The sequence below is a fragment of the Tundrisphaera macrotermitis genome (genome assembly GCF_051175315.1).
Taxonomy (GTDB): Bacteria; Planctomycetota; Planctomycetia; order Isosphaerales; family Isosphaeraceae; genus Tundrisphaera.
Genome location: NZ_CP195100.1, coordinates 4,913,222 through 4,938,457, shown reverse-complemented (window position 1 = coordinate 4,938,457; position 25,236 = coordinate 4,913,222). Strand labels below are relative to the sequence as shown.

Here is a 25,236-nt window from a genome sequence, read left to right as displayed (position 1 = left end):
GATGACCGAGCCCGAGTCCGATCCCGCGTCGATCTGCGCCCGCCCACCCGCGCCCGCCGAGTTGTCCAGCCCCCCGCTCGCCCCTCCCCTGGTCCTGGGGTCGGTCTTCGACGTGGGCGACCCCGGCCGGGTGGACGCGTTATACGAGGGCCGCGAATCCGGCTTCATCTACGCCCGCGACGGCCACCCCAACGCCGCGCAGTTGGCCGACAAGGTGGCGAAGCTGGAAGGGGGCGAGGCGGCCCTGGTGTGCGGGTCGGGCATGGCCGCCGAGGCGGCCCTGATGCTCGCCCTGCTCGGCCAGGGGGACCGCGTGGCCCTGTCCGAAGGGCTCTATGGCCGGACCATGACCCTGGTGGGCGGGGAGCTGTCCCGGTTCGGCATCGGCCACGACCTGTTCGACGCCACGCGGCCTGAGAGTTTGGCCGGGGCCCTCACGCCGCAGACCCGGCTGGTCTTCACCGAGACCCTGTCCAACCCCCTGCTCCGCCTGGCCGACATCGCCGGTTTGGCCCGGATCGCGCGGGAACGCGGCGTCCCGCTGGCGGTCGACCACACCTTCGCCCCCCTGCTCTGCCGCCCGCTGGAGTTGGGTGCCGATTACGTCATCCACTCGGCCACCAAGGCGATCGGGGGCCACAGCGACGTGACGCTCGGCCTCCTGGTCGGCCCCCGCGACCGGCTCGCGCGGATCGCCCACCTGGCCTCGACCTTCGGCCTCACCGGCAACCCGTTCGATAGCTGGATGGCCCTGCGGGGTCTGTCGACCCTGGCCGTCCGGGTCGCCCGGTCCAGCACCACCGCCGCCGACCTCGCCCATCGGCTCGAAGCCCACCCCGCCGTCGAGCGGGTCCACTACCCCGGCCTGGCGTCCCACCCCGACCACAACCTCGCCTCGTGGATGCTCCCCGGCGGCTTCGGCGCGATGATCTCGTTCGACGTCGGCTCCCGCGACCGCGCCGACCGTTTCATCCGCGCCCTCGCCCACATCCCCTACGCCCCCAGCCTGGGCGACGTCTCCACCACCCTCAGCCACCCGACCACCACCAGCCACCGCTCCCAGACCCCCGACCAGTGGGCCCGGCAAGGGATCACCCCCGGCCTCATCCGCCTCTCCGTCGGCCTCGAAGACGTCGACGACCTCTGGCGCGACCTGGACCGGGCCTTGACCGCCTGACTCGAAGAAGGCACTCAATCAGGGAAAGCGGCCATGAGTCCGGTAGGCGGGTTGGGTGGGCACCGCCCACCGGCTCAATCCATCGGTCGCGATGCGGTGGGCGATGCCCACCCTACCGGACTGGACGGCCAGATGGACGAGGCGTGGGCCGGCGGCTTCACCTATGACTCGCCCTGCACCGACAAATGACCGCCCTCTCCCCGGCGCGACCGCCGATTCAACGGTAAGATGCGTACTCGGGAATGGATCGGACCTGATCCGAGTCGCCGGTCGCCGGCTGATACCAACCGAGAACGACCTCCGTCAGCACGCCCTGGGCACGCATGAGATCCAGGATATCTTCGGCCACGACGCGGTAGGCCGCATTCTTCTTCGCTCCCCCCTCGCCACAAATCAGGGCGCCGGACAATTGGAGGGCGAGGGTACTGGCGTCGATGAGATAACTGTCCCGCTCGGCCATCGCCCTCGAGACGAAATCCCGCAGCGGATGCGGCCTGGTGTATGGTCTCAACGTCGTCTGGGGCATGAGTTGGTCCCGGAGTTCGGGGAAGATCCGTCAGATCCCGCGATGGTGACGCTCCCCATCGCGAACGGGGATGGACGATGATATCGAACCGAGGCGATCGGCCTGGCCTCAGCGTGAGCAGGGGGAAGAGGGTCGCGACGCCGCGGCGATGTTGCGGAGCAACTCGCCCCGCAGCAGGGCGCGGCGGCAGGCCAGGATCGTGACCAGGGCGGTGGGAGACGGGCTGGTCGGGCGGGACGGCCGGGGGGTGATCGACATGGATCCGATGCTCCTTCGTAATGCATGCAGGTAAGCAACGTCGCATCCTTGCCACCTTTTACGTTGCGATCCAGCGACGTGACATCGCGGTCATCGCATAAAATCTTCGGTTCTGTTTCGTGCGGTTCGGTTCACTTCCCCGGATCGCCGGCCCGCCCGAGCATCCCCAGCGATCGCGCCTGGTCGGTCGCCGGCCGCTACGCCAGGGAGCAGGTCCAGGCCGAGGCGAGTTCCGTAGGGTGGGCACGCCCAGGGCGTTGATCCATCGGTGACGACGCGGCGGCGATGCCCACCCTACGGGACTAGATGATCTTGTTCTTCGACCGGTGCATAGATGAGATCGATGTCCAAGGAGAATCCCAGATCTGCGATCCTCCTGAGAGTCGACGGATTGAGATAACAACTTGGCGGACTGGAGGAAAAAACAATCGTGCATGACAATTCGCATTCGATCATGCCATTTGACATCAAGTTCCCTGATAGAATCTTGGCAGGGTCGAGCATGTCGAGCAATTTCAAGATGACTGGCTCGAGCTCCCATCCAGCTTCGCACGGGAGCTCGAGGGACACTCCGTTGTGCTTGCGGTGAAGTGATGATCTACCAATCGCATCCCCTTTCGTCCATTTCTTCGTATATGCGATCGGATAAATATCGATAATCTCCTCGGGCGAAAGCGAGAGGCTGGTTAATTTCAATGAAATACTGATGACTCGGTCCGAGCTCATCGATGTTGACATTGATTGATCCTCCTGGACCTCGCCCGCCTTTGGGTTTGAGTCCTGCAAGGGTGCATCGCCCACCGGCCCGATCCATCGGTGACGATGCGGTGGGCGATGCCCACCCGACCGGACTACACCCGGCCTTTCGGCTCGATCAGCGAGGCGTAGAACTCGGGGCGGCGGTCGGCGATGCGGTCGATCTCGTGCTGGCCAGGGACGCGGACCTGGCGTTTCTGGCGGGCGCGGGCGGGGTCGATGTCGGCGTAGATGATCCCGGGCTGGTCGTCGGCGCGGGCCAGGAGTTCGCCGTTGGGGCCGGCGATCGACGAGCGGCCGAGGAACGGGAACCCGCGCTCCTCGCCGACGCGGTTGGCCGCCAGGGCGAAGATCACGTTCTCCATCGCCCGGCAGATCATGAGGTGCTCGGCGATCGCCTCGGTGCGAACCGGCCAGTTGGTCGGCAGGACCAGCAGGTCCGCCCCCAGCAGGGTCAGGACCCGGCCCGGCTCGGGGAACCCGCCGTCGTAGCAGATGTGCATCCCGACCCGCAGCCCGCCGGCGTCGAGCACCTCGAAGGGGCGGTCGCCGGGGGTGGCGAACCGATCCACGCCCATGAACGGGAGGTGGATCTTGCGGTACGAGCCGACCAGCCCGTCGGGGCCGATCAGCACGCAGGCGTTGAACAGGCGGTCGCCGTCCCGCTCCAGCAGGCCGAAGATCGCGAACAGGCCGAGCCGGGCGCAGGCCTTGGCCACGGCGTCGGTGGCGGGGCCGGGGATCGATTCGGCGAACGGGAGGGCTTCCTCCTTGCTGGTGAAGCCGTAGCCGGACAGGGCGCACTCGGGGAAGATCACGAGGTGGGCGCCCCCGGCGGCGGCCTCGTCGACCCCGTCGAGGATGAGGACGAGGTTGGCGGCGACCTCGCCGATCTTGGGGTCGATCTGGGCGACGGCGACCCGGTAGGTGGGCGATTCGGACATCGGCGGGGGTTCCCTGGAGGGCCCGGCGCTGGGGCGGTTTCCCCGGCCTCGGGGCGGCTGTACAATCGGCGTCTCCGATCGGCCCGAGCCGCCACGACCGAGTCTAGGAAGCCCCGAGCCATGACGCAACCCGAGCGAACCCGCACCCCGATCGTCCTGGCCGCCTGGCTCGCCCTGGCGATGGGGGCCGGCGTCGCCGTCGCGGCCGACCTGGAGGCCGTGGCCGCCGACAGCCTCCTGGTCCAGCCGGCCGGGCCCCGCCCCGGCGAGGCGGGAAAGACCTACGCCAACGTCCAGGGGCCGAAGGCCGGCTCCGACCCCAAGTTCGCCGGGTTCGCGATCCTCGACTTCCCCGCCCCCAAGCTCGCCTCGGCCGACGAGAAGGTCCGGAAGGCGACGCTCACCCTGACCCAGAGCGTGGCCCGGTTCAGCCGCGACGGCCGGATCCGCCTCTTCCTGGCCGGCGAGTCCGGGGGCAAGCTCGACGACGCGGGCAAGCCGCTCCGGTTCGACCCGAAGGCCCCGGGCGGCCTGGGGGACCAGATCCCCGGCCTGATCCCGCTGGGCCTGGCCGACTACGCCAAGGGGGGCACCGGCGACGCCGACCCGTACCCGATCGCGCTGGACGACGCCGCCCGCAAGGCGCTGGACGACCGGCTCCGCGCCGGGGGGACGATCCGGATCGTGATCGCCCCCGAGGACGCCCACGTCGCCGCCACCTTCTTCGGCGTCGGGGCCCGCCAGCCGGAAAATCGCCCCCGGCTCACGATCGTCACCGGCCCCTGATCGACCCATCCCCTCCCCGGGACCCCCACCATGACCTGGCCCGCCCTGCTCGCCCTGGCGCTGATCGCCGCCGACCGCCCCACGCCGTTCGCCATCGAGGTCGTCGACGCCCAGACCAAACGGGGCGTGCCCCTGATCGAGTTGCGGACGGTCAACGACATCCGGCTGGTCACCGACAGCCACGGCCTGGCGGCGTTCGACGAACCGGGCCTGATGGATCAGCCCGTCTTCTTCCACGTCAAGGGGCACGGCTACGACTTCCCCAAGGACGGGTTCGGCCAGGCGGGCAAGGCCCTGAACGTCAAGCCCGGGGGCGTCGCGCGGATCGAGGTCCGCCGGGTCAACATCGCGGAACGGCGCTACCGCGTGACCGGGGGCGGGATCTATCGCGACAGCCTCCTGCTGGGCCGGCCGGTGCCGATCCGCCAGCCCGCCCTGAACGCCCAGGTGTTCGGCTCGGACAGCGTCCAGATCGCCCTGTTCGGCGGCAAGATCCGCTGGTTCTGGGGGGATACCAACCGGCCCAAATATCCGCTCGGGCTGTTCGACACCCCGACCGCCTCGTCGAAATTCCCGGCCGACGGCGGGCTCGACCCCGACCTCGGCGTCGACCTCGACTACAGCACCGGCCCCGACGGCTTCGCCGCCGCGTCGGCCAAGATGCCCGGCCCCGGCCCGACCTGGATCGACGGCGTGACGGTCGTGCCCGACGCCACCGGCCGGGAGCGCCTGTTCGCGGCCTACGCCAAGATCAAGCCGCCGATGGAGACTTATGAGCGTGGGCTGATCGAGTTCGACCCCAGGACGGAGCGGTTCGCCAAGGCCGCCCCGATCCCGCTGGACGCCCCGATCCGCCCGTTCGGCCACCCGTCCCGCCACAGCGAGGGCGGGGTCGACTACGTCTACTTCGCCGATCCCTACCCCCTGGTCCGCGTCCCGGCCACGGCCGAGGCCTACCTCGATCTCGCCCGCTACGAGGCGTTCACCTGCCTCCTCCCCGGCTCGACCACCGCCCAGCCGAAGATCGACCGCGACGAAACCGGCGCCCCGCGCTACGCGTGGCGCCAGGGCGCCCCGACCCTGGACGGACCGGACGAGGACGGCTGGATCCGCGCCGGGCGGATCGACCGCGAGCAGGCCCTCCACCCGCTCCGCGACGCCGACACCGGCCGGACGGTCGTCGCCCACCGGGGCTCGGCCTTCCCCAACCCGTTCCGCAATCGCTGGGTCATGATCGCCTGCGAGATCGGCGGCACCTCGTCGAACCTCGGCGAAATCTGGTACGCCGAGGCCGACGCCCCGCTCGGCCCCTGGGTGTACGCCCGCAAGGTCGTGACCCACGACAAGTACTCGTTCTACAACCCCCGCCAGCACCCCGAGTTCGCCAAAGATAACGGCCGCACGATCTATTTCGAGGGCACCTACACCGCCTCGTTCTCGGGCAACACCGACCCCACCCCGCGCTACGACTACAACCAGATCATGTACCGGCTCGACCTCGGCGACGACCGGCTCAACCTCCCGGTCCCGGTCTACCGCCAGGGCCAGGACTACGCCCTCCGCACCCCCGGCCACCCCATCGCCTTCTTCGCCCGCGACCGCCCCGCCCCCGGCACGATCCCCGTCAAACTCGGCGCGCTGGAGATCCACGCCCTGCCCGCCGACCTCAAGGACGCCCCCGCGACCACCGTCCCCCTCTACGCCACCCCCGGCCGCGACGGCGCCCCGCCCACCTTCGCCACCGAGCCCCCCGCCCCCCAGGCCCAGCCGATCGCCCGCGTGTGGCGGAACCCGACCCGGGTCGTCTTGCCGGGGGGATGATCATCGCGGCTACGTGCCAACCCGCAAACTCCGGCGCATGATCGCTCGCGGCAGGCTCTCCGGCCGGATGGCCCGCAGCCAGCCACGGCCGCCCAAGCACGAACATGCTTAGGCCAATCAGAATCACAGATATTCACATCAAATTGATTCATGGAAATGCACAAGAAGAACCGATGATGCAAGAGACGTTCCTGCTGCGGTTCTTCTGGGGACCACGTCGGGAGGGAGTCGAGGAGGTCGCGGCTCGCCTCCTCCTCTACCTGGAGCAGTTGACGGCATTTGATACGGTTTATTCCCATTGGTATCCGCGGAGTGGCCGAGGGTCGGATCAATCCAAAAGCGCTCCGCTCCTCCTTGAGACCGGAGCGATTGAGGAGTTGTGCCGTCGGGAGATCCAGAGGGAGGAGGTCGCGCCATTCAAGCCGATTGCCCCACTCGGTTTCACCGTGAACCTGGCGACCGGAGGTCTTTGGGATCTCACCCTTCGGATCAATTGTGGCGGCTATTCGCACTATGTTCTCAACTCGATCACCATGCCCTTGCCAGCCACCGGGTCCGCTGGGAAGAGGTTGTGCCGTGCCGAATCGCTAATCGGCCACTGTCGGCTCATCATCGCGTGCTGGGATCCGGAGGTCGGTCAGGTCTGGTCCGGGAGGCTCGACGATGAACTCGGCAACCCAGACCAAGAGATCGACGTGGGTTGGATGACATATGTGGCCAACCGAAGGCTGGTGCTCCCGGAATTCGACCGTGCGATCGAGGTCATCCCGATCGGGGAGGCCGGTCAACTGATCGTCGCCACCAGGCAGCGGTTCTCTACCGCCAACGGTAACCACCTGAGACGAGCCAAGCTCATCGCCTCCAAGCTTAATGGAGGCGGTGTAGAGAGGTCGAACCGATAACTTCTCGGGGATCTGGAAGACTCCTGGATGGCACGCCCGTCGATGTTCTTCGGCACCGATCCCCCCGACCCCCAGGCCCAACCGATCGCCCGCGTGTGGCGGAACCCGACCCGGGTCGTCTTGCCGGGGGGATGACGGGGCGATGAATCGCACGCTCTCAAACGTGAGAAATTGTGCTTCCTATCGATGCTCGGGCGAGGTCGCCCGCGATCGAGCCTGATCTCTCGGGTCGATGCGACGTGCGAACGGATCTCCCCCCATTGACGAGGGCCTTCGGCTCGACGAAGCTGGCAATCTCCGACAATAGTCGGATTCATGATGGGGAATCCCTCTCCGTGGCCTGTTCGAGCCTTCTCCGACCGCATATGCACCGGCATCGATCCGGGAGTCTGACGGGCGGCGTCGCGGAGGGATTCCCCAGGCCACGATCATCCAACCTCCGGAGGTGAGCGGTGAATCAGCCCGCATCGCAGCCAGTCCCCTGGAAATGCGAGGACTACCTCGGCCATCCCGATCCCCGTGCCAGGGCCGCCAACAACCTGAAGTTCATCGCCCTGGCCTTGCACAACTTCGCCAAGGCGAACGGCGGGCAGCTCCCCGCGCCCGCGATCCGCAAGGACGGCAGGCCGCTCCTGAGCTGGCGGGTCGCGATCCTGCCTTTCGTCGAGCAGCATTCGCTCTACCGGAAGTTCCACCTCGACGAAGCCTGGGACAGCCCGCACAACCGGCCGTTGCTGGAGGAGATGCCGCGCGTCTACGCGTCGGCCACGCGGACGGACGGGATTCCGCACGCGACCCATTACCAGGCGATCGTCGGCCCGGGGGCCCTGTTCGACGGGGAGGATGGCCCCGAGATCCTGGGACGTGTCCGAGTGGCCAACCCGACCTTCCTGGTCGTCGAGGCGGCCGATCCGGTCCCCTGGGCCAAGCCGGAGGACCTGCCCTACGACGAGGGGAAACCGTTGCCGAAGTTCGGGGGTTCGTTCGAGGACGGGTTCTATGCCGCTTACACGGACGGCTGGCCCCGGTTCGTGGGCCGGAATGTGGCACCCGAGACGATCCTTGCGCTGATCGGTCGCGGCAACGGATAGCCGCCAGGGGCGCCCCCCACCAGGCGAAGGGATGAAGATCTTGGTATGCTGGTAGCATCACCAGCATTGACGGGCGTCCCCCAAGGATCCGGCCATGCGTCCGACCCGCCCCCGACTCACCCTGGTCGTTCTGATGGCCGCCATCGGGGCGTGCGCATTGGGACTGGCCATCGTCGCCCGGGCTGCCCCCGGCCACTTCGCGCCGGCACTGATGGTCGTGCCCCCACTCGTGGGCATCCTCTGGGATCGCCGAGGCGGGGGCCGGGGCATTCGCGGCGGGGCGGTGGGCGGATTCCTGCACGCGGCGATCTGCCTGCCATTCTTCATCCTGGGGCCGGTCCGGGCGGGGCTGCCGGGCTCGTGGCCCGCGGCCTACGCCGGGGCGACGGTCGTCTGCGTGGCCTTCGGCGCGATGATGGGCGTCGCGACCTGGCTGGCCGCCGCCGTCATGGGCCGGACGGCCCTGGCCCGCCCGTCCGAGGCGGGTTGAACCTCTCGGGTCGATCCTGGCGCGGGGTTTGCCCGTGGTGAAGGGTAACGCCCCGCCGGGCGCGGGAGATGGCCCGCACGCCGCGCGGGGCGGGTTCCGCCCTGGTTCCGGAGGACGACGCATGCGATGGGTCCCCCTGGCGGCCGTGATGGCCGCGGCCGCCTTGCTCACGCCCGATCACGCCCGGGCCCAGCCGCCGCAGGACAATCGAGGTCCCCGGTTCGTCCCGCCGGGACAGCCCGGGGCGTTCCGGCCGCCGCCGCCGATCCTGGTCGATCGGCGGGTCGCCCAGCTCATGAACCGGCTCCGCGATGAGATGTGGGCCTATCGGCAGGAGCTGGAGTTCTTCCGGAGGGCCCCGGAATACAACAAGCTCGTGGACCTCCGCTACCAGCTCCGCAACTTCGCCATCGAGATGGCCGAGGCCCGCGAGTACAACCAGGACATCCGGGGCCACGCCCGCCAGATGGAACGGGCGGCCCGCGAGCTGTACCGCCTGTCCGAGCACCTGGAAGACCGGATGGACGGGCGGACCAACCCCGACGTCCGCCGCCGCGCCGATGCCCTGCACGAGCGGGCCGTCGAGATCCGCGTCCTCGTCGGCCGGCTCCACGAGGCGATCCACCTGGACCTCGACACCAGCCCGCCCTACGTCGAATACCGGCTCAAGGACGACGGCCGCTGAATCTTGGGTCGGGAGGCGTCACCGGCCCTCCCGGCCGATCTCCAGGGCCTGTCCCAGCACGTCGTTCAACTCCCCGGTCGCGAGGATCTTCCCCTCGCGACCGACCAGCACGGCGTGGGGGATGCGGTTCACGCCCAGCTTCTCGTAGAACGCCCCCCACGAGGTCGCCCCATCCGGGGGCACGACATCGACGACGGTGGGATAGGCCAGGTGGAAGTCCTGCCGCACCTTCGCGATCGCGTCCGGGTCGCTGCCGGGGGGGTGGACGCCGATCACCGTGATGCCATTCTCGGCCCGTTTCTCGTGGACCCCGGCCAGCGTCGGCAGGTCGGTGCGGCAGGGGCCGCACCACTCGGCCCAGAAGTCGAGCAGGACGACCTTCCCCTTCAGGTCGTCCCGGTCGAGCGGAGGGCCGTCGGTCCAGGTCGCCCCAGCCGGGAAGTCGGGGATCGGCTGGCCGACGAGCGCGGCCTGCTTCCGCTCGCGGGCCTCGTCGCGTTTGGCGCGGGCCTTCCCCTCGGCGACGATCGCGGCCCACTCCTCGGGCGAGAATGCGGCCTTGTGGCGATAGGACAGGGGCGGGTTTCCGGTCTGGTCGTGGACCTGCGCCCCCGGCTTGATCTCGACCTCGAAGAGCGCATCGGGCAAGGGTTCCCCGACGCGGGCCTCGGTGACCCGGACCGTCTTGGTCAGGTCCACGGCGTTGGTGCCGTCGTCGTCGATGAACCGGAGCGTGCAGGTCTGGGTCATCGGCAGCCAGCAGCCGGGGGTGATCTCCCGGTAGTCGGCCAGCCCGAACTCGTGGGAGGGTTCGGTCAGCTCCAGCATCTTCGCCGAGAGCCGGAGGTTGATCGCCCGGGCCTCCTCGGCCGACCGGGCGAAGAGGGGGATCCCTTCGCGGCGGTGGAATTCCAGGAGTTTCGCATCAAAGATGGGCCGGGCCTGGGCGCCGACTTTCAGCCCGCGGAGCCGGCCGTCGGCGATGTAATAGCGTTCCCAACTCCCCCACCGGCAGACGACGTCGCACTCGGTGCCTTCGAAGCGGTCGCGGCCGGCGTAGGCGAACTCCTCCGGCCGGGTCGTCATCGCGGCGAGCTGCTCGCGGTCCGCGGCCGGCAGCCACCAGAACCCGTGAGGCCGGGCCCGGAAGCTGGACAGGTCGGCCATCACCTGATTCAGGCGATGCTCCGGTTCCCGCGCGATCATGATGCTGTCCCGCCTGGCGGCATCCTTCGGGGATTCCCGGCCGACGTACCTCCGGCCGTCCCAGACCCGCAGATCATCGACGCCCCAGGGCCAGACATCCCGGATCATCACACGGCGGCGGTCGAAGGCCAGTTCCACCTGCTGGACGCCCCGGGGCTGCAGATTGAACTCCCCGTCGAGGTTCGCCCCGGGGAACTGGGCCTGCATCTCCTTGCGTTGCCGGGCGATCCCGCGTGGGGTCCGTTCCCAGACGACCTCGGCCTTGAGTTGGAAGCTGTCGACCCGGTCGATCCACGCCTCGTCGGCGCGGGCTTTGCGCACCAAGACCGCGGCATCGGGGGTCTCCGCCCCGGCGAAGGCGGCCATCAGGAGGACGAGGCCGAGCCCTCGGGCATGTGGGAGCATGGCGCACCGGAAATATGGGACAGGTGTCGGATAATCGGCTCATCCTAGCCGCCCCGGCCGCCTGGGACAAGTGTCGTCCGAACGCAATACGTGTGTTTGGGTGAGCCTTTTGATTTTGGCATTCTGGCCTCCGGGTGGCTGTGGTTGGCTTGCTGTTCAATGCAGGGACATGGGTTACGGTGAGTGCAGGGACATGGGTGGCGCCTGGAGGGGAGAATCGGGCCTCGAAAGGAGGCCCGAGATGCCCTGGAAAGTCGATCCCGTGACCGAGCAGCGCATCGCCTTGGTCCATGCCGTCCGCACCGCCGGCCTCTCCGTCGCCGAGGCCGCCCGACGCTACGGCGTCAGCCGCAAGACCGCCTTCAAGTGGCTGGCCCGCCACGACGCCGAGCCCGATCGCCCCCTGGCCGACCGCTCTCGACGCCCGGCCAGAAGCCCCTCCCGCACCGCCGACGACCGGGAGCTGATCGTCCTGGAGGCCCGCGATCGCCACGGATGGGGGCCCCGCAAGCTCCACGCCCATCTCAAGGCCCAGGGGCACCAGGCCCCGCCGATCCGCACCATCGCCGCGATCCTTCGCCGCCACGGCCGCGTCGCCGCGCCCGCCGCCGCCCCGCCGCCCACCCCGGCCCCCCAGCGGTTCGAGAGGCCCGGGCCCAACCAGCTCTGGCAGCTCGACTTCAAGGGGCCGCTGGAGGTCGGGCGTTGCCGGGTCGTCACGCTCTCGATCATCGACGACCACAGCCGCTACCTGCTCGCCCTGAGGCCCTGCGCCGACATGACTTATGCCACCACCCAGGCGGTCCTGTGGGGGTTGTACGGGGAGGTCGGGATGCCCGAGGCGATCCTCTGCGACAACGCCTTCTCGGCCCGCAACACCGGGGTGGGGCTGTCGGGCTTCGACGCCTGGCTGATCCGCCTGGGGATCCGGCCGCTGCACGGGCGGGCCTACCACCCGCAGACCCAGGGCAAGGTCGAGCGGTTCCACGGCACCCTGGAACGCGAGGTCTGGCCCAAGGTCAGGCGCGATGAGTCGGAGCACTTCCGGGCCGACCTGGAGGCGTGGCGGCCGGTGTACAACTCGGTCCGGCCGCACGAGGCGCTGGGGGATGAGCCGCCGGCGACCCGCTGGGCGCCCAGCCCGCGTCGCCGGCCCGACGCGGTGCCCGAGATCACCTACCCGGCCGACGCCGAGGTGCGGGTGGTGGGCCAGGACGGGTCGACCCGCTGGCGTCGCGCCCGGATCAAGGTGGGGGTGGGGCTGTCCGGCGAGCGGGTGAGGGTGGACGACCAGGGGCACCAGGTGGAGGTGTACTACGGGACCCACCGGGCCCGGGTCATCGCCGCGGAGCAGTTGAAGCCCGGCGTGACGGCATGGACGATGGTGTAAACTTCGATCGGCCGGGCGCGCCACCCATGTCCCTGCGCCCGGCGCCACCCATGTCCCTGCACCGTACAGCTTGCCAACCACGGCGCCGGCGAGCCCGCCCCGGCGATCGTCGGCCGGCGTGGATGATTCTCCGCCCGGTGCCGCGATGGTCATCGCCTCGCGATCATGGCGCCGGCGCCGTGGTTGGCAAGCCAACCACAGCCACCCAGGACCGCCGAACCAAAGGCCAAAATCCAAGGGCAGTCCGCGTGTTTCGCCGGCGTGGCCCAATAACGGGACGCGGGCGACGAACAGCGAAGGGGGCGGGATCCCGGAGTCGAATTGGAGCCATCGCAATGGGACAGCCGGACGCCGACGGGCGGAGCACGCTCGACGCGATCGAGGAGGCGCTGAGGGCGGGGATCCGGGGGGCGGTCTGGTTCCCCCTGGTCGCGCTGCCCCGGGCCATCCAGGGGGCGTTCCCCCTGGCGGTGAAGTCGACGCGGATCCTGGGCCTGCTGGCCCTCTGGGCCGCGCTGGTGTTCGGGCCGCTCGCCGTGCTGGACGAGGTCGACGAGGTGTTCGTGCCGATCCTGGTGGCCTGGACCGTGATGGCCGGCCTGGGCTCCGCCTTCGGCGTCCTGAGGCTCCGCCGCCGGGCCCCGGCCAAGCCGGCCCGGGCCGCCGATTGGGCCGAGGCGTACGCCTGACGGATCCCGGGCGTCCGGGCCGGGGGGAGGGCATGCCCCGCCCCCGGCCGTCGGCCGATGTCTAGCCGCACGGGGTTTCCCCGCCGCCCGACGCCGGCCGGGCCGCCTTCGCCCGCTCGATGAAGGCGAAGTCGGCGGCCTGCGGGGCGCGGTCGTCCCCCTCGTGGCGGCCCTGCTTGTAGTTCTCCGCGATGGCCCCCTTCAGCTCCGGGAAATCCCGGTAGCCGCGCATGGTGCGCTCGGTCAATGCGTCCCAGCGCCGGGCGAGGTCCTGCGCCTCGTCGCCCGCCGGGTCGAGGCGGTCGCGGCCGGCCCGGACCTCGGCGAGCAGGGCGGTCCAGCCCTCCTCGACGGCCCGCATCTCCTCGGGGCCGACCCGCCGGGCCGCCTCCTGGAACTGCTCTTCCAACATGGTCATCACCTCGATCGTCCTGAGGAATTCGTCGGCGGAGACCTCCCCCGCCGCGCGCAGCCGGTCGGCGATCGCGTCGAGCCGCTCGCACAACCGCCGCTGCAACTCCACCTGTTCCCGGAGCCGGGCCCGGTGCCGGGCGATCACCTCCAGCGGCGAGAAGCTGGGCCGGTCGAGGCAATCGCGGATCTCCTCCAGGGAGAAGCCGAGTTGCCGCAGCGAGACCACCTGCTGCAGCCGGGCGATGTCCGGCGCCGCGTAAAGGCGGTGCCCCGACTCGGTGTGCAGCGAGGGCCTCAGCAGCCCGATCTCGTCGTAGTGGTGGAGCGTGCGGATAGTCAGGCCGGTCCGCCTGGCCAGCTCGCCCACCTTCAAGGCCTGGAATCGCATGGCAACCTCCCCGCCAAATCGCACCCCGGGATCGGGGCGGCGACGGAATGGTACATCCTCACGTTGCGTGAGGATCAAGGGCGAACCGGGGGGATTTCGACGAATTTCGGAGGGCCCCGCGCGGCCGGCCGGCGGAAATTCCGCCCCGGTTGAAAGAAAGTGAGATATCGATGGCAAAAAATCCTGAATATATCGGGCGACGGCCCCGTTGTCGGGCGCCCTGCCCCCCGTTCGACGCCCCCGAGGAAACCGCGCCATGATCTGCACCCCCGAACGCCTCGCCGCGAACGCGCTCGCCGAGTCGCGATCACCCCGGCCCGGGATGGACGCCGACCTGTCCGAGGTCGACGCCCTGGCCGCCGGCCTGGGGCGGGAGATGAAGCCGTCCGGCCTCCTGGGGCGGATCCTGATCCGGCGGGTCGCCACGCTCTCGGCCCGTCTCGACCGCTGCGGCCGGCACGAGGCGGCCATGACCGCCCGGCGGGTCCGCGACGCCCAGAAGCAACGCGACGAGGCCCGCCGCGTCGAGGTCAACGTCCTCGCCGCCCTCCTGGACACCGACCCCGACCGCGCGGTCGCCCGGATGAAGGAGATCCCCGAGGGGATCGACGGGCTGATCGAGGCGTGGCACGTCCTCCGGGGCCGCCTGGACCGGCCCGGCAAGCTCGCCTGGAACCACCACGACGACCAGCGTCTCGACAGCCTCCTGGGCCGCCACCCCGGCATCTATCCGCCGACCCCGTTCCACCCGATCCTCCGGGCCATCCAGGGCGACTTCTCGGGCCTGACCGCCGACCAGGGGGCCGGGCTGAACTGCAAGAAGCGCAAGGCGTGGGCCTTCGAAAAACTGGCCGCGCTGATCGACGCCGAGGTCGCGGCCCTGCGCGATCTTCGCGTGCGGATCGACGGCGAAAACGAAGCCATCGACCGCGCCGAGGCGGCCGACCGCGCCCTGTTCGACCCGTCGGATGAGGCCCAGATGGCGCGGCGCCACGAGGCCGCCGCCGAGCGCGGGCTGTTCCGCGCCCTCCGCGAATTCCACAAGGTCGAGGAGCGGGCCGCCGCCGTGGCCGCGGCCGGGCCGGGACCGGAACCTAAACCGGAGCCGGAATCGCCCCCCGCCCCGCCCCGGGCCAGGGCCACCTCCCCGGCGACCCCGGCCGCCGAGGCGCCCCGGTCCCCGGGCCCGCGCCGAACGAACCCAACGAAGCCGAAGGGCCCCCAGGCCCGGGGCGGAGGGCCGGCCATCGGGGGGCCCGGCTGATCCCGGGCCGGGTCAGGGGGTGGCGGGCCGGGCCGGCGGGGGGGCTTCCTCGTCCTGCTCGACCACGCCGACGATCTGGCCCCGGTCGTTGATCCCGGTGGCCGAGCTGAAGGTCGGCCCCCCCTCGGTGATGATCCGGAGCTTGCCGTCGGCGTAAACGAACCCATTGGGGCCGATCTCCCCGCCGTGGGGGCCGTCCACGAACCCGACCGCCTCGCCCCGGGCGTTGATGGCCACGGCCTCGCCGCCCACATAGCCTTCCGGCAGCTCCAACGTTTTGCAGCCGCCCTCGCGGGTCCAGAGGACCGGGAGGTTGTGGCCGTCGTTGTCGCCATGCTTCAGCCCGACCACCCGGCCGGCGTCGTCGACGGCCCGGGGGAAGATCGAGTTGGACCCGCCGATCGCCTCGCGCGTCCACGCCCCGTCCGCACCCCGGGTCCACAGGCACGGGGTCAGGTTTTCGACGGCGGCGATGTACCGGCCGTCGGGGCTGATCGGCACCACGTTGGAGCGGAGTTGTTCGGCATGCGGCAGAGCGGTCCCCTTCCACCCGTCCCCGTCGCGTTCCCAGATGCAGGCGCGGACCCGGTTCTCGCCGACCGAATAGCCGCTGATGCACCGGCCGTCGCGGGTCACGCCCGAGGCGATCGACGCCCAGTCGTCGGGCAGGACCCCGAGGCCGCGGATCCCCCCCGCCTCGTCCCAGGCGAACGCCTGGGTCCGCATGAGGACCCTGGTCCCGGGGCGGCCCGGCGGCTTGCCGACATGGCCCACCACCAGCCCGGTGTCGCTGAGCGCCGCCGGGAAGGTGAAGGTGTAGGTCGGCAGGAGCGGGAGCCGGGCCATCGCGTCGGCCTTGCCCCCCTTCGCCAGGAACGGGACCTGGCTGATCACGCCGGGAAGCTCCTTCTCCTCGACCCACTCGTAGCCGAGCACGTCCCCCTTCTCGTTGATGTCGATGCCGACGATCCCGGTCGGCTTGGGCGTGACGACCTCGTATTTCCGGGGCTCATCGGCCGCGATCGCCGCCGAGGCCAGCAGGGTGAAGATCCAGAAGGGGCGCGCCATGGGGGACCTCGGGGGATGCGGTTTCGGGCGGGGTGGGGTTCAACGCGGGCGGGGGTTGGTCAGGTGGCCGACGTCGTGCATCAGGGCTTCGAGCAGGATCGGCATCGAGACGTTGCGCCCGACCTGGTAATCCGCCTCCACGCAGCGGTCGGACAGCGTCAGGGCGGCGTCGGGTCCGACCCGGTCGGCCAGGTGGCCCACCGCCTCGCGGTCGGCGGGGTCGGGCGACGGGGCCTCCAGGCCGGCGGACCGCCAGATCAGCCCCCGGAAGATCCGGGCCATCTCGCCGATCACCAGCCGGGCCCGGTCGCGCTTGGCCGCCCCGTCCTTGCCGGCCTCCTTGACGAAGGCGTCGACCTTCCGGGCGAGCAGGGAAGGGTCGAACCCCCGGGGGGAGGCCATCGCGTGGATCAGTTCGCGGCGGAACGAAGCCAACGCCGGCTCGGCCAGCCCCCGGGCTCGGGCCACGCTCCCCTCCCCCAGCCGGGCCAGCCGGGCGGCGTCCTCCGGGGTGTCGACGACTCGCTGCTCCAGCAGGACGGCGGCCAGCTCCGCGTCGGGGAGGGGGTCGAACCGGACCACCCGGCACCGGGAGACCAGCGTATCGAGCTGGATCTCCGCCGAGGTGCCGACCAGGATCAGGACCGAGCCGGGGGCCGGCTCCTCCAGGGTCTTGAGGAAGGCGTTGGCCGCCTCGACGTTGAGGTCGTCGGCGTCGTCCACGATCGCCACCTTCCGCGACCCGCGCGAGGGCTTCAGCCCCAGCTCGACGTTGAGGTCGCGGATCACCTCGATGGACAGCTTGTTCTTGTCGTCGGGCTTGCGGACCTGGTGGACGTCCGGGTGCGACCCGGCCATCACCTGGAGGCAGCTCGGGCAGGCGCCGCAGGGGTCGAGCTTCGCCTCGGGGACGCGCTCGCAGAGCAACGCCTGGGCGAGCCGCAGGGCGAACGCCCGTTTGCCGATCCCCTCCGGGCCGACGAACAGGAGGGCGTGGGGCAGCCGCCCCTGCTCCAGCCCGGCGCGGAGTTCCCGGACGACCCGATCATGACCTCGGAGGGAATGCCAGGGCACGTTCCACCTCGCTCCGCACGCGATCCGCGACCGCCTCGACGTCGGCCGACCCGTCCACAACCACAGCCGTACCGGGATACGATGCCAGGGCGTCTCGATACCCCCGCCGGACCCGCTCCCGATAGTCCTCGCCCCGCCCCTCGATCCGGTCCCGCCCCGACCCGCCGATCCGCTCCCGGGCCACGCCGGTCGGCACGTCCAGGACCAGCGTCAGGTCGGGCATCAATCCCCCGGTCGCGGCGCGGCCCACGGCCCACAGCTCGGCCACGTCCAGCCCGCCGGCATATCCCTGATACACCACATTGGACAGCAGGTAGCGGTCGCCCACCACCACCGCCCCCCGCGCCAGGGCCGGGCGGATCACGTCGTCGACCATCTGGGCGCGGCTGGCCATGAACAGGAGCATCTCGGCCCTCATGCCGATGGCCACCTCCGCCTGGTCCTTGACCAGGGTCCGCAGCCGATCCCCCAGCGCCGTCCCGCCCGGGTCGCGGCAGGCCACGACCTCCCGGCCGGCCGAGCCCAGCCAGGCGACCAGCCGCGCCACCTGCGTCGTCTTGCCGCCGCCATCGGGGCCTTCCAGCACCACGAATCGGCCCGTCGCCCGGGATGCATCGTCCGCCAAGTTCGCCACCCTTCGCCCGTCCGGATTACCGCCCGCGCCGCGCCCGAACACGGATCGTACCCCCTAGCCACGGCCAGGACCAGCCGGACCGGGATGGGCGGCGCCCAAACAAGCGATTTTGGTCGACCAAAATTATTGTTGACGAAATCCAATCCGCGCATTAGCTTCTGTGAAATGTCGATTTTCCCCCGAACAGGATCCTTCCTCCCGTGACTCAAAACCATCGACCGCGCGGATTCACCCTGATCGAGCTTCTCGTGGTGATCGCCATCATCGCCGTGCTGATCGCGCTCCTGCTGCCGGCCGTGCAGTCGGCTCGCGAGGCCGCCCGGCGCTCGCAGTGCACCAACAACCTGAAGCAGCTCGGCCTGGCCATGCACAACTATGAGAGCGGCAACGGCTGCTTCCCGCCCGGCTACATGACCCGGCGCGGCGGGGGCGGCGTGCACGGCACGCCCGACTCCAACACCCTGGATGCCGGCCCCGGCTGGGCCTACGGCACGGCCCTGCTGGGCTACATGGAGCAGGCGTCGGTCTACCAGGCGATGAATGTCGGCGTCCCGTGCTGGTCCCCGGCCAACACCACCGGGGCCCGGACCTCGCTCTCCGCCTTCCTGTGCCCGTCGGTCAGCGAGCCGAGCCGGACCTTCGACGTGAAGGACCAGCCGGGGGCCGTCCTGGCGACCTTCGCCCGGTCGCACTACGTCCTCAACGCCGGCAACGAGGAACCCTGGGGCTACGGCGTGGAGGAGCACCACGCGATCGCCGACGGCCCGTTCTACCGCAACTCGCTCCTGACCGTCGCCTCGGTCACCGACGGCCTGAGCAACACCCTGTTCATGGGCGAGCACTCGCCGATCCTGAGCGACAAGACGTGGGTCGGGGTGGTCCCCGGGGCGGTCGTCTGCCCGAGGCCGCGGTTCGCCTTCTCGGGCTGCGACTACGCCGCGACGCTGGTGCTGACCCACAGCGGCCCGGCGGCCGGCGAGGGGGACGTGATCCACCCGCCCAACTCTCGCATGTGCCACGTCTGCCAGATGTACGCCGAGCATCCCGGCGGGGCGAACATCCTGCTGGGCGACGGCAGCGTCCGGTTCATCAAGGAGACGATCAACCAGCGCACCTGGGCCGCCCTGGCGACCTGCCGGAAGGGGGAGGTGATCGGTGGCGACCAGTACTGAGCCGGGCCGGGATCGGCCGGCCCGCCGGCCGAGGTGGCACCTGACCCTGATCCTCCTGGCCGCCCCGCTCTCGGGCTGCGGCCAGGCCCAGGTGACCCCGGGCCATCGCGAACTGGTCCAGAAGCTCGCGACCGGGACCTCCACCCGCGACCCCAGCATCATCGACCGCGCGGCGGCGGAGATCGACGGGCTCGCCGCCGCCTCCGAGTTGAACGAGGGGGAGGCGGGCGCCTTCCGCGCGATCATCGAGGCCGCGCGGGCCGGCGATTGGGACCGGGCCCAGGGGCTCGCCTACGCCCTGCGCGACGGCCAGCGCCCGACCGCCGAGGATCGGGAGCGGGTCGAGAAGCGGACCCTCCCGGAGATCAAGAAGGCCCTCCCGAAACGAGCCGGACGCGGCTGACCGCCGGGGGAGCCGATTGGGTGTGCCTTTGATTTTGGCCCTCGGTTCGGCGGTCCTGGGTGGCTGTGGTTGGCTTGCCAACCACGGCGCCGACGAGCCCGCCCGGCGATCGATGGCCGGCGTCGATGATACCTGGCCCGGTGCCGCGATGGCCATCACCCCGCGATCGTCTCACCGGTGCCGTGGTTGGCAAGCCAACCACAGCCACCCGGGGGCCAGAACGCCAAAATCAAAAGGCACACCCAGCCGACTCGCACGACCCGAGCCCGGTGGCCTGCCGGGCGGTCGTCGTACCCCATCGGTGGCAAAACAGCGCGACCCCGCATTTCGCAAACCGGGATCGTGCCTGACCCTGGAAGCCGGGCCTCCCCCCGGTTTCGAAGACGATGGGCCAGGAAGGGGGGCGCCGCGCACCTCACCCCGGACTATGATGGGGATCGCGGGACGGACGCCGCCGCCGGAGTCGAGGTCCACGCGATGAAGTCGGTGCTCGCCGAGAACGTGTTCACCGTCTCCGGCCTCCTCACGCCGGGGGAGTGCCGCGACCTGATCGACCGGGGCGAGGGCCTCGGCTTCCGGAAAGCCTCGGTGCGCACCGCATCCGGCCCCCGGATGCGGACGGACCTCCGGGACAACGACCGCGTCGCGTTCGCCGACCCAACCTTGTCGGCCGCCCTCTGGGATCGCTGCCGCCCGTTCGTCCCGCCCGAATTGGAGGGCGGGTCCGCCGTCGGGCTGGACGAGGACTTCCGCTTCTACCGCTACGACGTCGGCCAGCGGTTCCGGCCGCACAGGGACGGCGTGGTGCATCGCTCGCCGACCGAGCGCAGCCGGCTCACCTGCCTGTTCTACCTCAACGAAGGGTTCGCCGGGGGCGAGACGGTGTTCTACTCCGACGCCCGGTCGCCCGGAGGCCGCCGGGAAGAAGCGGTCGTCGTCCCCCACGCGGGCGACGCCCTGTTCTTCCCGCACGAGCGCTGGCACGAGGGCCGGGAACTCTCGGCCGGCCGCAAATACGTCCTCCGGTCCGACGTCTTCTACCTCTTCCCGCCATCGTGATGGCTCGAATCCGAAGCCCCCGAGGCCTCGCCGATCAATGATGACTGTTCGGGTTGTCCACGGCCAATCCCTCGTCTTCGGCCGCGACGTTGAGTTCACGATCCGCCGAGATCAGGATGACGCGGCCGAGGCCCGCCGATCGATAAAGTTCGGCGACTTCCCGCATCGCGGCGAGTTGGACGGCATCGTAGGCCCGCAGTCCATGCTTCCTGGCCAGGAGTCCGGCATCGGACAGGAGTGACGAAGTCAGTTCCAGGACGTGATAACGCTGGGCGAGGTGCCGACGAAAATGCCCCAGGATCGCCGAGGCCTGGCTGATCGAGAGGCTGCCCCCACGCTGCCTCCGGGTGATCGCCGAGACGACTTTGACGGCCGTGATGCGTGCCAGGAAAATGGTGTTCCCGGCCCGGGGTTGTGTCAAAGCACGAACCCAGGTCGATCCGGCCTCGTCGACGTGGCGTTTGACGAGCCCGCTGGTATCCAGGAAGTAGGCCGCCACCTCAGCGCCGCTCGCGCACGACGGTTTCGGAGAGCGGTTCCCCATCGATCACGATTGGTTGGTCGTCGTGATCATCGTGATCGGCTTCGGTATCGGGCAACTGGCTCAACAATCCGGAATCCAACATGTGCTGGAGGATCTCTCGTTCAGTCGTCGTGTGACCGGCCGAGGAAGCCTGGCCGAGGAGCAGCCGGGCCGCGTCGGTCATCGCCTCATCGACCGAGGAGTAACGCCCTCCCTTCACCAGAGAACGGATCGAATGCTCCAGATCATCGGGAAGATGGATGGTCATGATTCGGCTCCTCATGGAGACCATCCTAGTCGAGGCCGCGATTCCCCGCCAAGCCCCTTCGGGCACCAGCAGGCTACGCCCGGAATCAATGATCACGAAATCACATGACACGGTGAGCGGCGTTCATCCTCCGCGACCTGGGACGCCCGGCGCGAGGAGATGGCGGGGGGATCAGGCCGGTCGCCGGCGGGACCGGCCGGGTTCAAGGATGCGCGGTGGCCCGACGCGGATCGGGCTCGATCGTGAGCGTCGATTCCAGCTTCCCCTTGGCGACGTAGTACTCGGCCTTCGCCTCCTTCAGTTCCGCCTCCTTCGCCCGCATCCTCATCACGTCGAGGGGGTTCCCGATGTGGTACCACAGGTAGCTCTGGCCGGAGGGCTGGTTGGTCCCCGGCTTCCGGCGGACCAGGACGATGGCACGCATCTGCGTCCCCCGGTCGCGGAGCCCATCCCGATAGCCGAGCCAATAGCCGGCGGGGCCCAGGGCGAGGATCATGATGATGATCAGCGTCTTGCCGATCCGGCGGTAGGGCAACCTCATTTTCCCTCCGCGATATCGAGGCCCGATTGCGAACCGCCGCTCATGCCCTGCCACTCGCCGAGCGGGGTCTTGTACCAGAGGTAATGCTTGATGCTGTACTTGCCCGGCTTCGGAATCACGGCGTCCCAGGCCAGCGAGCCCTTGGCCGACTCCATCCCCCCGGTCGCCAGGGTCACCTCGAACGAGAAGCCGTCCACGGCCTGGCCGGTCGCCGCGTCCTCGATCCAGGCCTCGCCCCAGACCGGGAACAGGACGCCCGGCGGCGGCTTGCGCCGGCGCAGGCCCACGTTGTAGTCGATCGTCACGGGGAACGGTTCGCCGACCCGCAACTCCGCCCGGCGGTCCCTCTGCACGCCGAGGGATCCGCCGATCGAATTGGAGCTCGATCGGAACAGCCGGAGCCGCTCGCGATGGTCGAGGTATTGCCGGGCGCCGAGGCTGAGGACCGCGACGACGGCCACGATGAGCATCATCGCGCGGACGCTCAGCCTGGGGATTCGCATGCCGGGAAATCCCACATGATCCGTCGAATCATGGCATGGCCATGTCGGGCATCTTAACCGGGAGAAGGGGGGGGCTCAAGCTCCGCGTTCCGGCCCGAATTCCCGCCGAGGCGGGACCGACCGCCGACGCCGATAGCGGCGAGCGGTGCCCACCCAAGGCCCTCATTTCGATGGGAGATGACCGGCATCGGCCTTACCTTAATAGATGTCCCCGACCTGATAGAATCTCCGCCCCAGGGCCCCCTCTAGAGCCTTCAGGAACGCTTGTGAAGCCCGCATCGGCCATCCCTCCCTGGCGAACCCCTTGCCGCAATCGACGACGATGGCGAAGCGGTAGGTCGCCCCTCCCGGTCGATCGACCACCTCGCCACTCCGCCCGTCACGGACCCGGGCCGTCCTGTCCTGGGGCCGGAACTGCGTCCCGCAGCCCGGGCAGAGCCGACGGATGCGGGTTTCGTGAAACACGAGGAGTCGATCGAGGGCGGCGTCTGTATCGTCTTCGGAGTAGTCAAGGCCCAGGCCGCAACGGCAGGCCACGTCGTCGAACGGGTCGATCAGCCCGGAGCAGTGGTAGACGTAATCGCCGGCCATGCGGAGTTCCAGGTCGTAATATGCATCGCCCCACTCGGGGAAGGGCGTGAGCGGGTATTCGAGGCCCGACTCGTTGCTGCTCTCCACGGGCCAGACGAGTCGGTAGTCCCGATCGCCAAGGGCGGCGATGTCTTGTGCCGAGGGCGGGCAGGCGAACGGGACTCGGCCGTCGAACGGGGGCCGACCGTCGTCTCCCAGATCGATGAAACACCCGGTCTCCAGGGCCACCTTGTTGTAAGAAGAGTATGCCTTGGCCGACATCCTCGCGAAGCGATCCGATCCGGGCACGGCGACGAAGTCGCCTCCGATCAGGGCGTCGACCAGCCGGCACAGCTCCTCCGGGCCGGGTCGGAAGGTGTTGTCCTCGGGGATCAGGTAATGTCTATATTCGACGCCCATGGAGTCCACCTCGCCCCCGGGGCCAACCTTCGGGTGGCCCCTTCCTCACGAGATTCAATCCGGATAGCGGATGACGTTGCGCGAGGCGGCATTCCGCGCGGCCGGGGCGGGGACGCCCGGCTCGGCGGCGTGGAGGGCGACCGTGCGTTCGGAGGCCCGCTTGACCATGCCCGTGGTCGAGTGGCCTTCCACCAGGGGGATCAGGACGAGCTTGCCTCCGGCGGCCTCGACCTCGGCGCGGCCCACGACCTCGTCGGGCGTGTAATCCCCGCCCTTGACCAGGACGTCCGGGCGGATCGCCTCGATCAGGGCCAGCGGGGTGTCGTCCTCGAACAGGGCGACGGCGCCGACGCATTCCAGGGCGGCCAGCAGTTCGGCGCGGGAGGATTCGTCGTTGATCGGCCGGGACGGCCCCTTGAGGCGGCGGACGCTGGCGTCGGCGTTCAGGCCGACCACCAGGAAGTCGCCCAGGGCGGCGGCCTGCCGCAGGAGGCGGGCGTGGCCGACGTGGAGGAGGTCGAAGCAGCCGTTGGTGAAGACGATCCGCTGCCCGGCCTCGCGGCGGCGGCCGACCTCGGCCAACAGGGTGTCATGGTCGAAGACCTTGCCCGCCTCGTCGCCCCGGTGGTGCTCGACGAGGTCGCAGAGGATCTCCTGGCGCGACAGCAGGGCGACGCCGATCTTCTCGACCTCCAGCCCGCCCGCGACGTTGCCCAGCGCGGCGGCCTCGTCGTAGTCCGCCCCGGCCGCCAGGCAGAGGCCGACGATCGACAGGACCATGTCCCCGGCCCCGGTGATGTCGTACACCTGGCGCGGCCGGGTCGGGACGATCTCGGACCGGCCGTCGGCGCGGACCAGGGCCATCCCGTCGCGGTCGAGCGTCACCAGGATGGACTCCATCCCGAGCTTTTCCACCAGCGTCCGGCCGACCGCGATGGCGTCCTCGGGCGTCTGGATCGTCATCCCGGTCGCCATCTGGGCTTCGAGCCGATTGGGGGTCATGCAGTGGACGCCCGCATACCGCGTATAGTCCCGGCCCCGGATCGGGTCGGCCACGGCCCGCACGCCCGCGTCGCGGCAGGCGCGGATCAGGGCCTGGAGCACCCGGGGGGTGCAGATCCCCTTGTCGTAGTCGGAGATCAGCACGAGGTCGCAGTCCGCCACCAGCGCCGGCAGGCGGCCGATCAGGTCGTCCTCGACGGCGGTTGGGATGGGGTCGCGGGTCTCGTAGTCGACCCGGATCATCTGCTGGGGGTGGCGGTCCTGGGCCCGGCCGATGTACCGCTCCTTGAGCGTGGTCGGGCGGTCGGGCAGGTCGAGGAGGTGGTCGGCGTCGATGTCCATGTCGCCGAGGATGGCCCGGACGTGCCCGGCCTCGGGGTCGCGGCCCACGCCGCCCACCAGGCGGACCTTCGCCCCCAGGGCGGCGAGCATCGTGGCCACGCTGGCGGCGCCGCCCAGGCGGTGTTCCCGGGTATCGGCCCGGAGCAGCGGGACCGGCGCCTCCTGGCTGATCCTCTCGGCGTCGCCCCAGATGTAGCGGTCGAGGATCAGGTCGCCGACGACCAGCAGGCGAGGGTTCCCGAGCGTCCGGACGCGCCGGATCAAGTCGAAGGCCATGATGAGTCGGTCCTCCCTGACCGTCCGACCGCGCCGGGGGCGTCGCGCCGGGGCCCATCGGCCCGGTTCCCTCCCCCCGCCCCGCGATCGATCGCCCAGCGTAGCGGCCCGCCCGGGGCCGTCAACGGGAGTTTCGTTTTTCGGCCGTTCCCCGATGCGGGGGCCGGGGGTTCGGGTTACGATGGCCGG

General features: G+C 70.0%; 28 protein-coding genes. 13 read left to right on the top strand and 15 right to left on the bottom strand.

What is annotated here, in order from left to right:
• The first annotated feature begins 1 nt into the window (after nucleotide 1).
• Nucleotides 2–1,177, top strand: a complete 1,176-nt coding sequence (locus TA3x_RS19985) for a trans-sulfuration enzyme family protein (protein ID WP_435016431.1) — start codon at nucleotides 2–4, stop codon at nucleotides 1,175–1,177.
• Between the two features lie 217 nt (nucleotides 1,178–1,394).
• On the opposite strand, the gene TA3x_RS19980 is transcribed toward TA3x_RS19985, so the two are convergent.
• The 4 genes from TA3x_RS19980 to TA3x_RS19965 all read right to left on the bottom strand — a co-directional run bounded on the left by TA3x_RS19980 (nucleotide 1,395) and on the right by TA3x_RS19965 (nucleotide 3,661).
• A complete protein-coding gene (locus TA3x_RS19980) occupies nucleotides 1,395–1,703 on the bottom strand; it encodes a hypothetical protein (RefSeq protein ID WP_435016430.1) in 309 nt (102 codons plus the stop codon).
• A gap of 108 nt (nucleotides 1,704–1,811) precedes the next feature.
• Nucleotides 1,812–1,961 (bottom strand): hypothetical protein, encoded by a 150-nt coding sequence (locus tag TA3x_RS19975; RefSeq protein WP_435016429.1) that lies wholly within the window; start codon nucleotides 1,959–1,961, stop codon nucleotides 1,812–1,814.
• 294 nt (nucleotides 1,962–2,255) lie between these two features.
• A complete protein-coding gene (locus TA3x_RS19970) occupies nucleotides 2,256–2,762 on the bottom strand; it encodes a DUF4279 domain-containing protein (protein ID WP_435016428.1) in 507 nt (168 codons plus the stop codon).
• Between the two features lie 50 nt (nucleotides 2,763–2,812).
• Nucleotides 2,813–3,661 carry a carbon-nitrogen hydrolase family protein gene (locus TA3x_RS19965; RefSeq protein ID WP_435016427.1) on the bottom strand — a complete coding sequence of 283 codons (849 nt, stop codon included), beginning with the start codon at nucleotides 3,659–3,661 and terminating at the stop codon, nucleotides 2,813–2,815.
• 120 nt (nucleotides 3,662–3,781) lie between these two features.
• Between TA3x_RS19965 and TA3x_RS19960 the strand changes: the two genes are divergently transcribed.
• From TA3x_RS19960 to TA3x_RS19935, 6 genes are all read left to right on the top strand, one after another.
• On the top strand, nucleotides 3,782–4,447 hold the full coding sequence (locus TA3x_RS19960; protein ID WP_435016426.1) for a hypothetical protein: 666 nt from the start codon (nucleotides 3,782–3,784) through the stop codon (nucleotides 4,445–4,447).
• Between the two features lie 30 nt (nucleotides 4,448–4,477).
• Nucleotides 4,478–6,268 carry a hypothetical protein gene (locus tag TA3x_RS19955; RefSeq protein WP_435016425.1) on the top strand — a complete coding sequence of 597 codons (1,791 nt, stop codon included), beginning with the start codon at nucleotides 4,478–4,480 and terminating at the stop codon, nucleotides 6,266–6,268.
• A 173-nt stretch (nucleotides 6,269–6,441) separates the two neighbouring features.
• Entirely contained in the window at nucleotides 6,442–7,170 is a 729-nt protein-coding gene (locus TA3x_RS19950) for an Imm52 family immunity protein (RefSeq protein WP_435016424.1), read from the top strand.
• Between the two features lie 452 nt (nucleotides 7,171–7,622).
• On the top strand, nucleotides 7,623–8,261 hold the full coding sequence (locus TA3x_RS19945; RefSeq protein WP_435016423.1) for a DUF1559 domain-containing protein: 639 nt from the start codon (nucleotides 7,623–7,625) through the stop codon (nucleotides 8,259–8,261).
• A 94-nt stretch (nucleotides 8,262–8,355) separates the two neighbouring features.
• On the top strand, nucleotides 8,356–8,751 hold the full coding sequence (locus TA3x_RS19940) for a hypothetical protein (RefSeq protein WP_435016422.1): 396 nt from the start codon (nucleotides 8,356–8,358) through the stop codon (nucleotides 8,749–8,751).
• A 121-nt stretch (nucleotides 8,752–8,872) separates the two neighbouring features.
• Nucleotides 8,873–9,436: a hypothetical protein gene (locus TA3x_RS19935; protein ID WP_435016421.1), complete on the top strand. Its 564-nt coding sequence runs from the start codon at nucleotides 8,873–8,875 to the stop codon at nucleotides 9,434–9,436.
• Nucleotides 9,437–9,454: 18 nt separating this feature from the next.
• Here the strand turns inward: TA3x_RS19935 and TA3x_RS19930 are convergent, their stop codons facing one another.
• A complete protein-coding gene (locus tag TA3x_RS19930; RefSeq protein ID WP_435016420.1) occupies nucleotides 9,455–11,047 on the bottom strand; it encodes a TlpA family protein disulfide reductase in 1,593 nt (530 codons plus the stop codon).
• 241 nt (nucleotides 11,048–11,288) lie between these two features.
• Between TA3x_RS19930 and TA3x_RS19925 the strand changes: the two genes are divergently transcribed.
• Together TA3x_RS19925 and TA3x_RS19920 are read left to right on the top strand one after the other, a co-directional pair.
• Nucleotides 11,289–12,437, top strand: coding sequence for an IS481 family transposase (locus TA3x_RS19925; RefSeq protein ID WP_435016419.1), 1,149 nt, complete (start codon nucleotides 11,289–11,291; stop codon nucleotides 12,435–12,437).
• Nucleotides 12,438–12,772: 335 nt separating this feature from the next.
• Nucleotides 12,773–13,126, top strand: coding sequence for a hypothetical protein (locus TA3x_RS19920; protein ID WP_435016418.1), 354 nt, complete (start codon nucleotides 12,773–12,775; stop codon nucleotides 13,124–13,126).
• A 61-nt stretch (nucleotides 13,127–13,187) separates the two neighbouring features.
• On the opposite strand, the gene TA3x_RS19915 is transcribed toward TA3x_RS19920, so the two are convergent.
• Entirely contained in the window at nucleotides 13,188–13,928 is a 741-nt protein-coding gene (locus tag TA3x_RS19915; protein ID WP_435016417.1) for a MerR family transcriptional regulator, read from the bottom strand.
• Nucleotides 13,929–14,184: 256 nt separating this feature from the next.
• On the opposite strand from TA3x_RS19915, the gene TA3x_RS19910 reads away from it, so the two are divergent.
• Nucleotides 14,185–15,192: a hypothetical protein gene (locus TA3x_RS19910; RefSeq protein WP_435016416.1), complete on the top strand. Its 1,008-nt coding sequence runs from the start codon at nucleotides 14,185–14,187 to the stop codon at nucleotides 15,190–15,192.
• Between the two features lie 12 nt (nucleotides 15,193–15,204).
• On the opposite strand, the gene TA3x_RS19905 is transcribed toward TA3x_RS19910, so the two are convergent.
• From TA3x_RS19905 to tmk, 3 genes are read right to left on the bottom strand one after another with little or no spacing between them, the layout of a single operon-like run.
• On the bottom strand, nucleotides 15,205–16,260 hold the full coding sequence (locus TA3x_RS19905) for an HAF repeat-containing protein (RefSeq protein ID WP_435016415.1): 1,056 nt from the start codon (nucleotides 16,258–16,260) through the stop codon (nucleotides 15,205–15,207).
• A gap of 39 nt (nucleotides 16,261–16,299) precedes the next feature.
• Nucleotides 16,300–17,334, bottom strand: coding sequence for a DNA polymerase III subunit delta' (gene holB, locus TA3x_RS19900; protein WP_435016414.1), 1,035 nt, complete (start codon nucleotides 17,332–17,334; stop codon nucleotides 16,300–16,302).
• Nucleotides 17,306–17,959: a dTMP kinase gene (gene tmk, locus TA3x_RS19895; RefSeq protein WP_435016413.1), complete on the bottom strand. Its 654-nt coding sequence runs from the start codon at nucleotides 17,957–17,959 to the stop codon at nucleotides 17,306–17,308. The genes holB and tmk overlap by 29 nt, the downstream gene beginning before the upstream one ends.
• Nucleotides 17,960–18,168: 209 nt before the next feature.
• On the opposite strand from tmk, the gene TA3x_RS19890 reads away from it, so the two are divergent.
• From TA3x_RS19890 to TA3x_RS19880, 3 genes are all read left to right on the top strand, one after another.
• Nucleotides 18,169–19,140, top strand: a complete 972-nt coding sequence (locus tag TA3x_RS19890) for a DUF1559 domain-containing protein (protein ID WP_435016412.1) — start codon at nucleotides 18,169–18,171, stop codon at nucleotides 19,138–19,140.
• A complete protein-coding gene (locus TA3x_RS19885) occupies nucleotides 19,124–19,543 on the top strand; it encodes a hypothetical protein (protein WP_435016411.1) in 420 nt (139 codons plus the stop codon). The genes TA3x_RS19890 and TA3x_RS19885 overlap by 17 nt, the downstream gene beginning before the upstream one ends.
• Before the next feature lie 342 nt (nucleotides 19,544–19,885).
• Nucleotides 19,886–20,602 carry a prolyl hydroxylase family protein gene (locus TA3x_RS19880; RefSeq protein ID WP_435016410.1) on the top strand — a complete coding sequence of 239 codons (717 nt, stop codon included), beginning with the start codon at nucleotides 19,886–19,888 and terminating at the stop codon, nucleotides 20,600–20,602.
• A 34-nt stretch (nucleotides 20,603–20,636) separates the two neighbouring features.
• On the opposite strand, the gene TA3x_RS19875 is transcribed toward TA3x_RS19880, so the two are convergent.
• From TA3x_RS19875 to rfaE2, 6 genes are all read right to left on the bottom strand, one after another.
• Nucleotides 20,637–21,101, bottom strand: coding sequence for a type II toxin-antitoxin system VapC family toxin (locus TA3x_RS19875; RefSeq protein ID WP_435016409.1), 465 nt, complete (start codon nucleotides 21,099–21,101; stop codon nucleotides 20,637–20,639).
• A gap of 1 nt (nucleotide 21,102) precedes the next feature.
• The gene (locus TA3x_RS19870) at nucleotides 21,103–21,393 is read right to left on the bottom strand and encodes a ribbon-helix-helix domain-containing protein (protein ID WP_435016408.1); all 291 of its coding nucleotides are present in this window, start codon (nucleotides 21,391–21,393) and stop codon (nucleotides 21,103–21,105) included.
• Between the two features lie 202 nt (nucleotides 21,394–21,595).
• Entirely contained in the window at nucleotides 21,596–21,934 is a 339-nt protein-coding gene (locus TA3x_RS19865) for a hypothetical protein (RefSeq protein ID WP_435016407.1), read from the bottom strand.
• Nucleotides 21,931–22,437 (bottom strand): hypothetical protein, encoded by a 507-nt coding sequence (locus tag TA3x_RS19860; protein WP_435016406.1) that lies wholly within the window; start codon nucleotides 22,435–22,437, stop codon nucleotides 21,931–21,933. Before TA3x_RS19860 ends, TA3x_RS19865 begins: the two co-directional genes overlap by 4 nt.
• Before the next feature lie 198 nt (nucleotides 22,438–22,635).
• A complete protein-coding gene (locus TA3x_RS19855; RefSeq protein ID WP_435016405.1) occupies nucleotides 22,636–23,427 on the bottom strand; it encodes a hypothetical protein in 792 nt (263 codons plus the stop codon).
• Between the two features lie 54 nt (nucleotides 23,428–23,481).
• Nucleotides 23,482–25,047 carry a D-glycero-beta-D-manno-heptose 1-phosphate adenylyltransferase gene (gene rfaE2, locus TA3x_RS19850; RefSeq protein WP_435016404.1) on the bottom strand — a complete coding sequence of 522 codons (1,566 nt, stop codon included), beginning with the start codon at nucleotides 25,045–25,047 and terminating at the stop codon, nucleotides 23,482–23,484.
• Nucleotides 25,048–25,236 lie beyond the last annotated feature (189 nt).

What these genes read in the sequence shown, in the direction of transcription:
- TA3x_RS19985 (WP_435016431.1), top strand. Translation starts at nt 2, where the DNA reads ATGACCGAGCCCGAGTCCGATCCCGCGTCGATCTGCGCCCGCCCACCC.
- TA3x_RS19980 (WP_435016430.1), bottom strand. Translation starts at nt 1,703, where the DNA reads ATGCCCCAGACGACGTTGAGACCATACACCAGGCCGCATCCGCTGCGG.
- TA3x_RS19975 (WP_435016429.1), bottom strand. Translation starts at nt 1,961, where the DNA reads ATGTCGATCACCCCCCGGCCGTCCCGCCCGACCAGCCCGTCTCCCACC.
- TA3x_RS19965 (WP_435016427.1), bottom strand. Translation starts at nt 3,661, where the DNA reads ATGTCCGAATCGCCCACCTACCGGGTCGCCGTCGCCCAGATCGACCCC.
- TA3x_RS19960 (WP_435016426.1), top strand. Translation starts at nt 3,782, where the DNA reads ATGACGCAACCCGAGCGAACCCGCACCCCGATCGTCCTGGCCGCCTGG.
- TA3x_RS19955 (WP_435016425.1), top strand. Translation starts at nt 4,478, where the DNA reads ATGACCTGGCCCGCCCTGCTCGCCCTGGCGCTGATCGCCGCCGACCGC.
- TA3x_RS19950 (WP_435016424.1), top strand. Translation starts at nt 6,442, where the DNA reads ATGATGCAAGAGACGTTCCTGCTGCGGTTCTTCTGGGGACCACGTCGG.
- TA3x_RS19940 (WP_435016422.1), top strand. Translation starts at nt 8,356, where the DNA reads ATGCGTCCGACCCGCCCCCGACTCACCCTGGTCGTTCTGATGGCCGCC.
- TA3x_RS19935 (WP_435016421.1), top strand. Translation starts at nt 8,873, where the DNA reads ATGCGATGGGTCCCCCTGGCGGCCGTGATGGCCGCGGCCGCCTTGCTC.
- TA3x_RS19930 (WP_435016420.1), bottom strand. Translation starts at nt 11,047, where the DNA reads ATGCTCCCACATGCCCGAGGGCTCGGCCTCGTCCTCCTGATGGCCGCC.
- TA3x_RS19925 (WP_435016419.1), top strand. Translation starts at nt 11,289, where the DNA reads ATGCCCTGGAAAGTCGATCCCGTGACCGAGCAGCGCATCGCCTTGGTC.
- TA3x_RS19920 (WP_435016418.1), top strand. Translation starts at nt 12,773, where the DNA reads ATGGGACAGCCGGACGCCGACGGGCGGAGCACGCTCGACGCGATCGAG.
- TA3x_RS19915 (WP_435016417.1), bottom strand. Translation starts at nt 13,928, where the DNA reads ATGCGATTCCAGGCCTTGAAGGTGGGCGAGCTGGCCAGGCGGACCGGC.
- TA3x_RS19910 (WP_435016416.1), top strand. Translation starts at nt 14,185, where the DNA reads ATGATCTGCACCCCCGAACGCCTCGCCGCGAACGCGCTCGCCGAGTCG.
- TA3x_RS19905 (WP_435016415.1), bottom strand. Translation starts at nt 16,260, where the DNA reads ATGGCGCGCCCCTTCTGGATCTTCACCCTGCTGGCCTCGGCGGCGATC.
- TA3x_RS19870 (WP_435016408.1), bottom strand. Translation starts at nt 21,393, where the DNA reads ATGACCATCCATCTTCCCGATGATCTGGAGCATTCGATCCGTTCTCTG.
- TA3x_RS19865 (WP_435016407.1), bottom strand. Translation starts at nt 21,934, where the DNA reads ATGAGGTTGCCCTACCGCCGGATCGGCAAGACGCTGATCATCATCATG.
- TA3x_RS19860 (WP_435016406.1), bottom strand. Translation starts at nt 22,437, where the DNA reads ATGCGAATCCCCAGGCTGAGCGTCCGCGCGATGATGCTCATCGTGGCC.
- TA3x_RS19855 (WP_435016405.1), bottom strand. Translation starts at nt 23,427, where the DNA reads ATGGGCGTCGAATATAGACATTACCTGATCCCCGAGGACAACACCTTC.
- rfaE2 (WP_435016404.1), bottom strand. Translation starts at nt 25,047, where the DNA reads ATGGCCTTCGACTTGATCCGGCGCGTCCGGACGCTCGGGAACCCTCGC.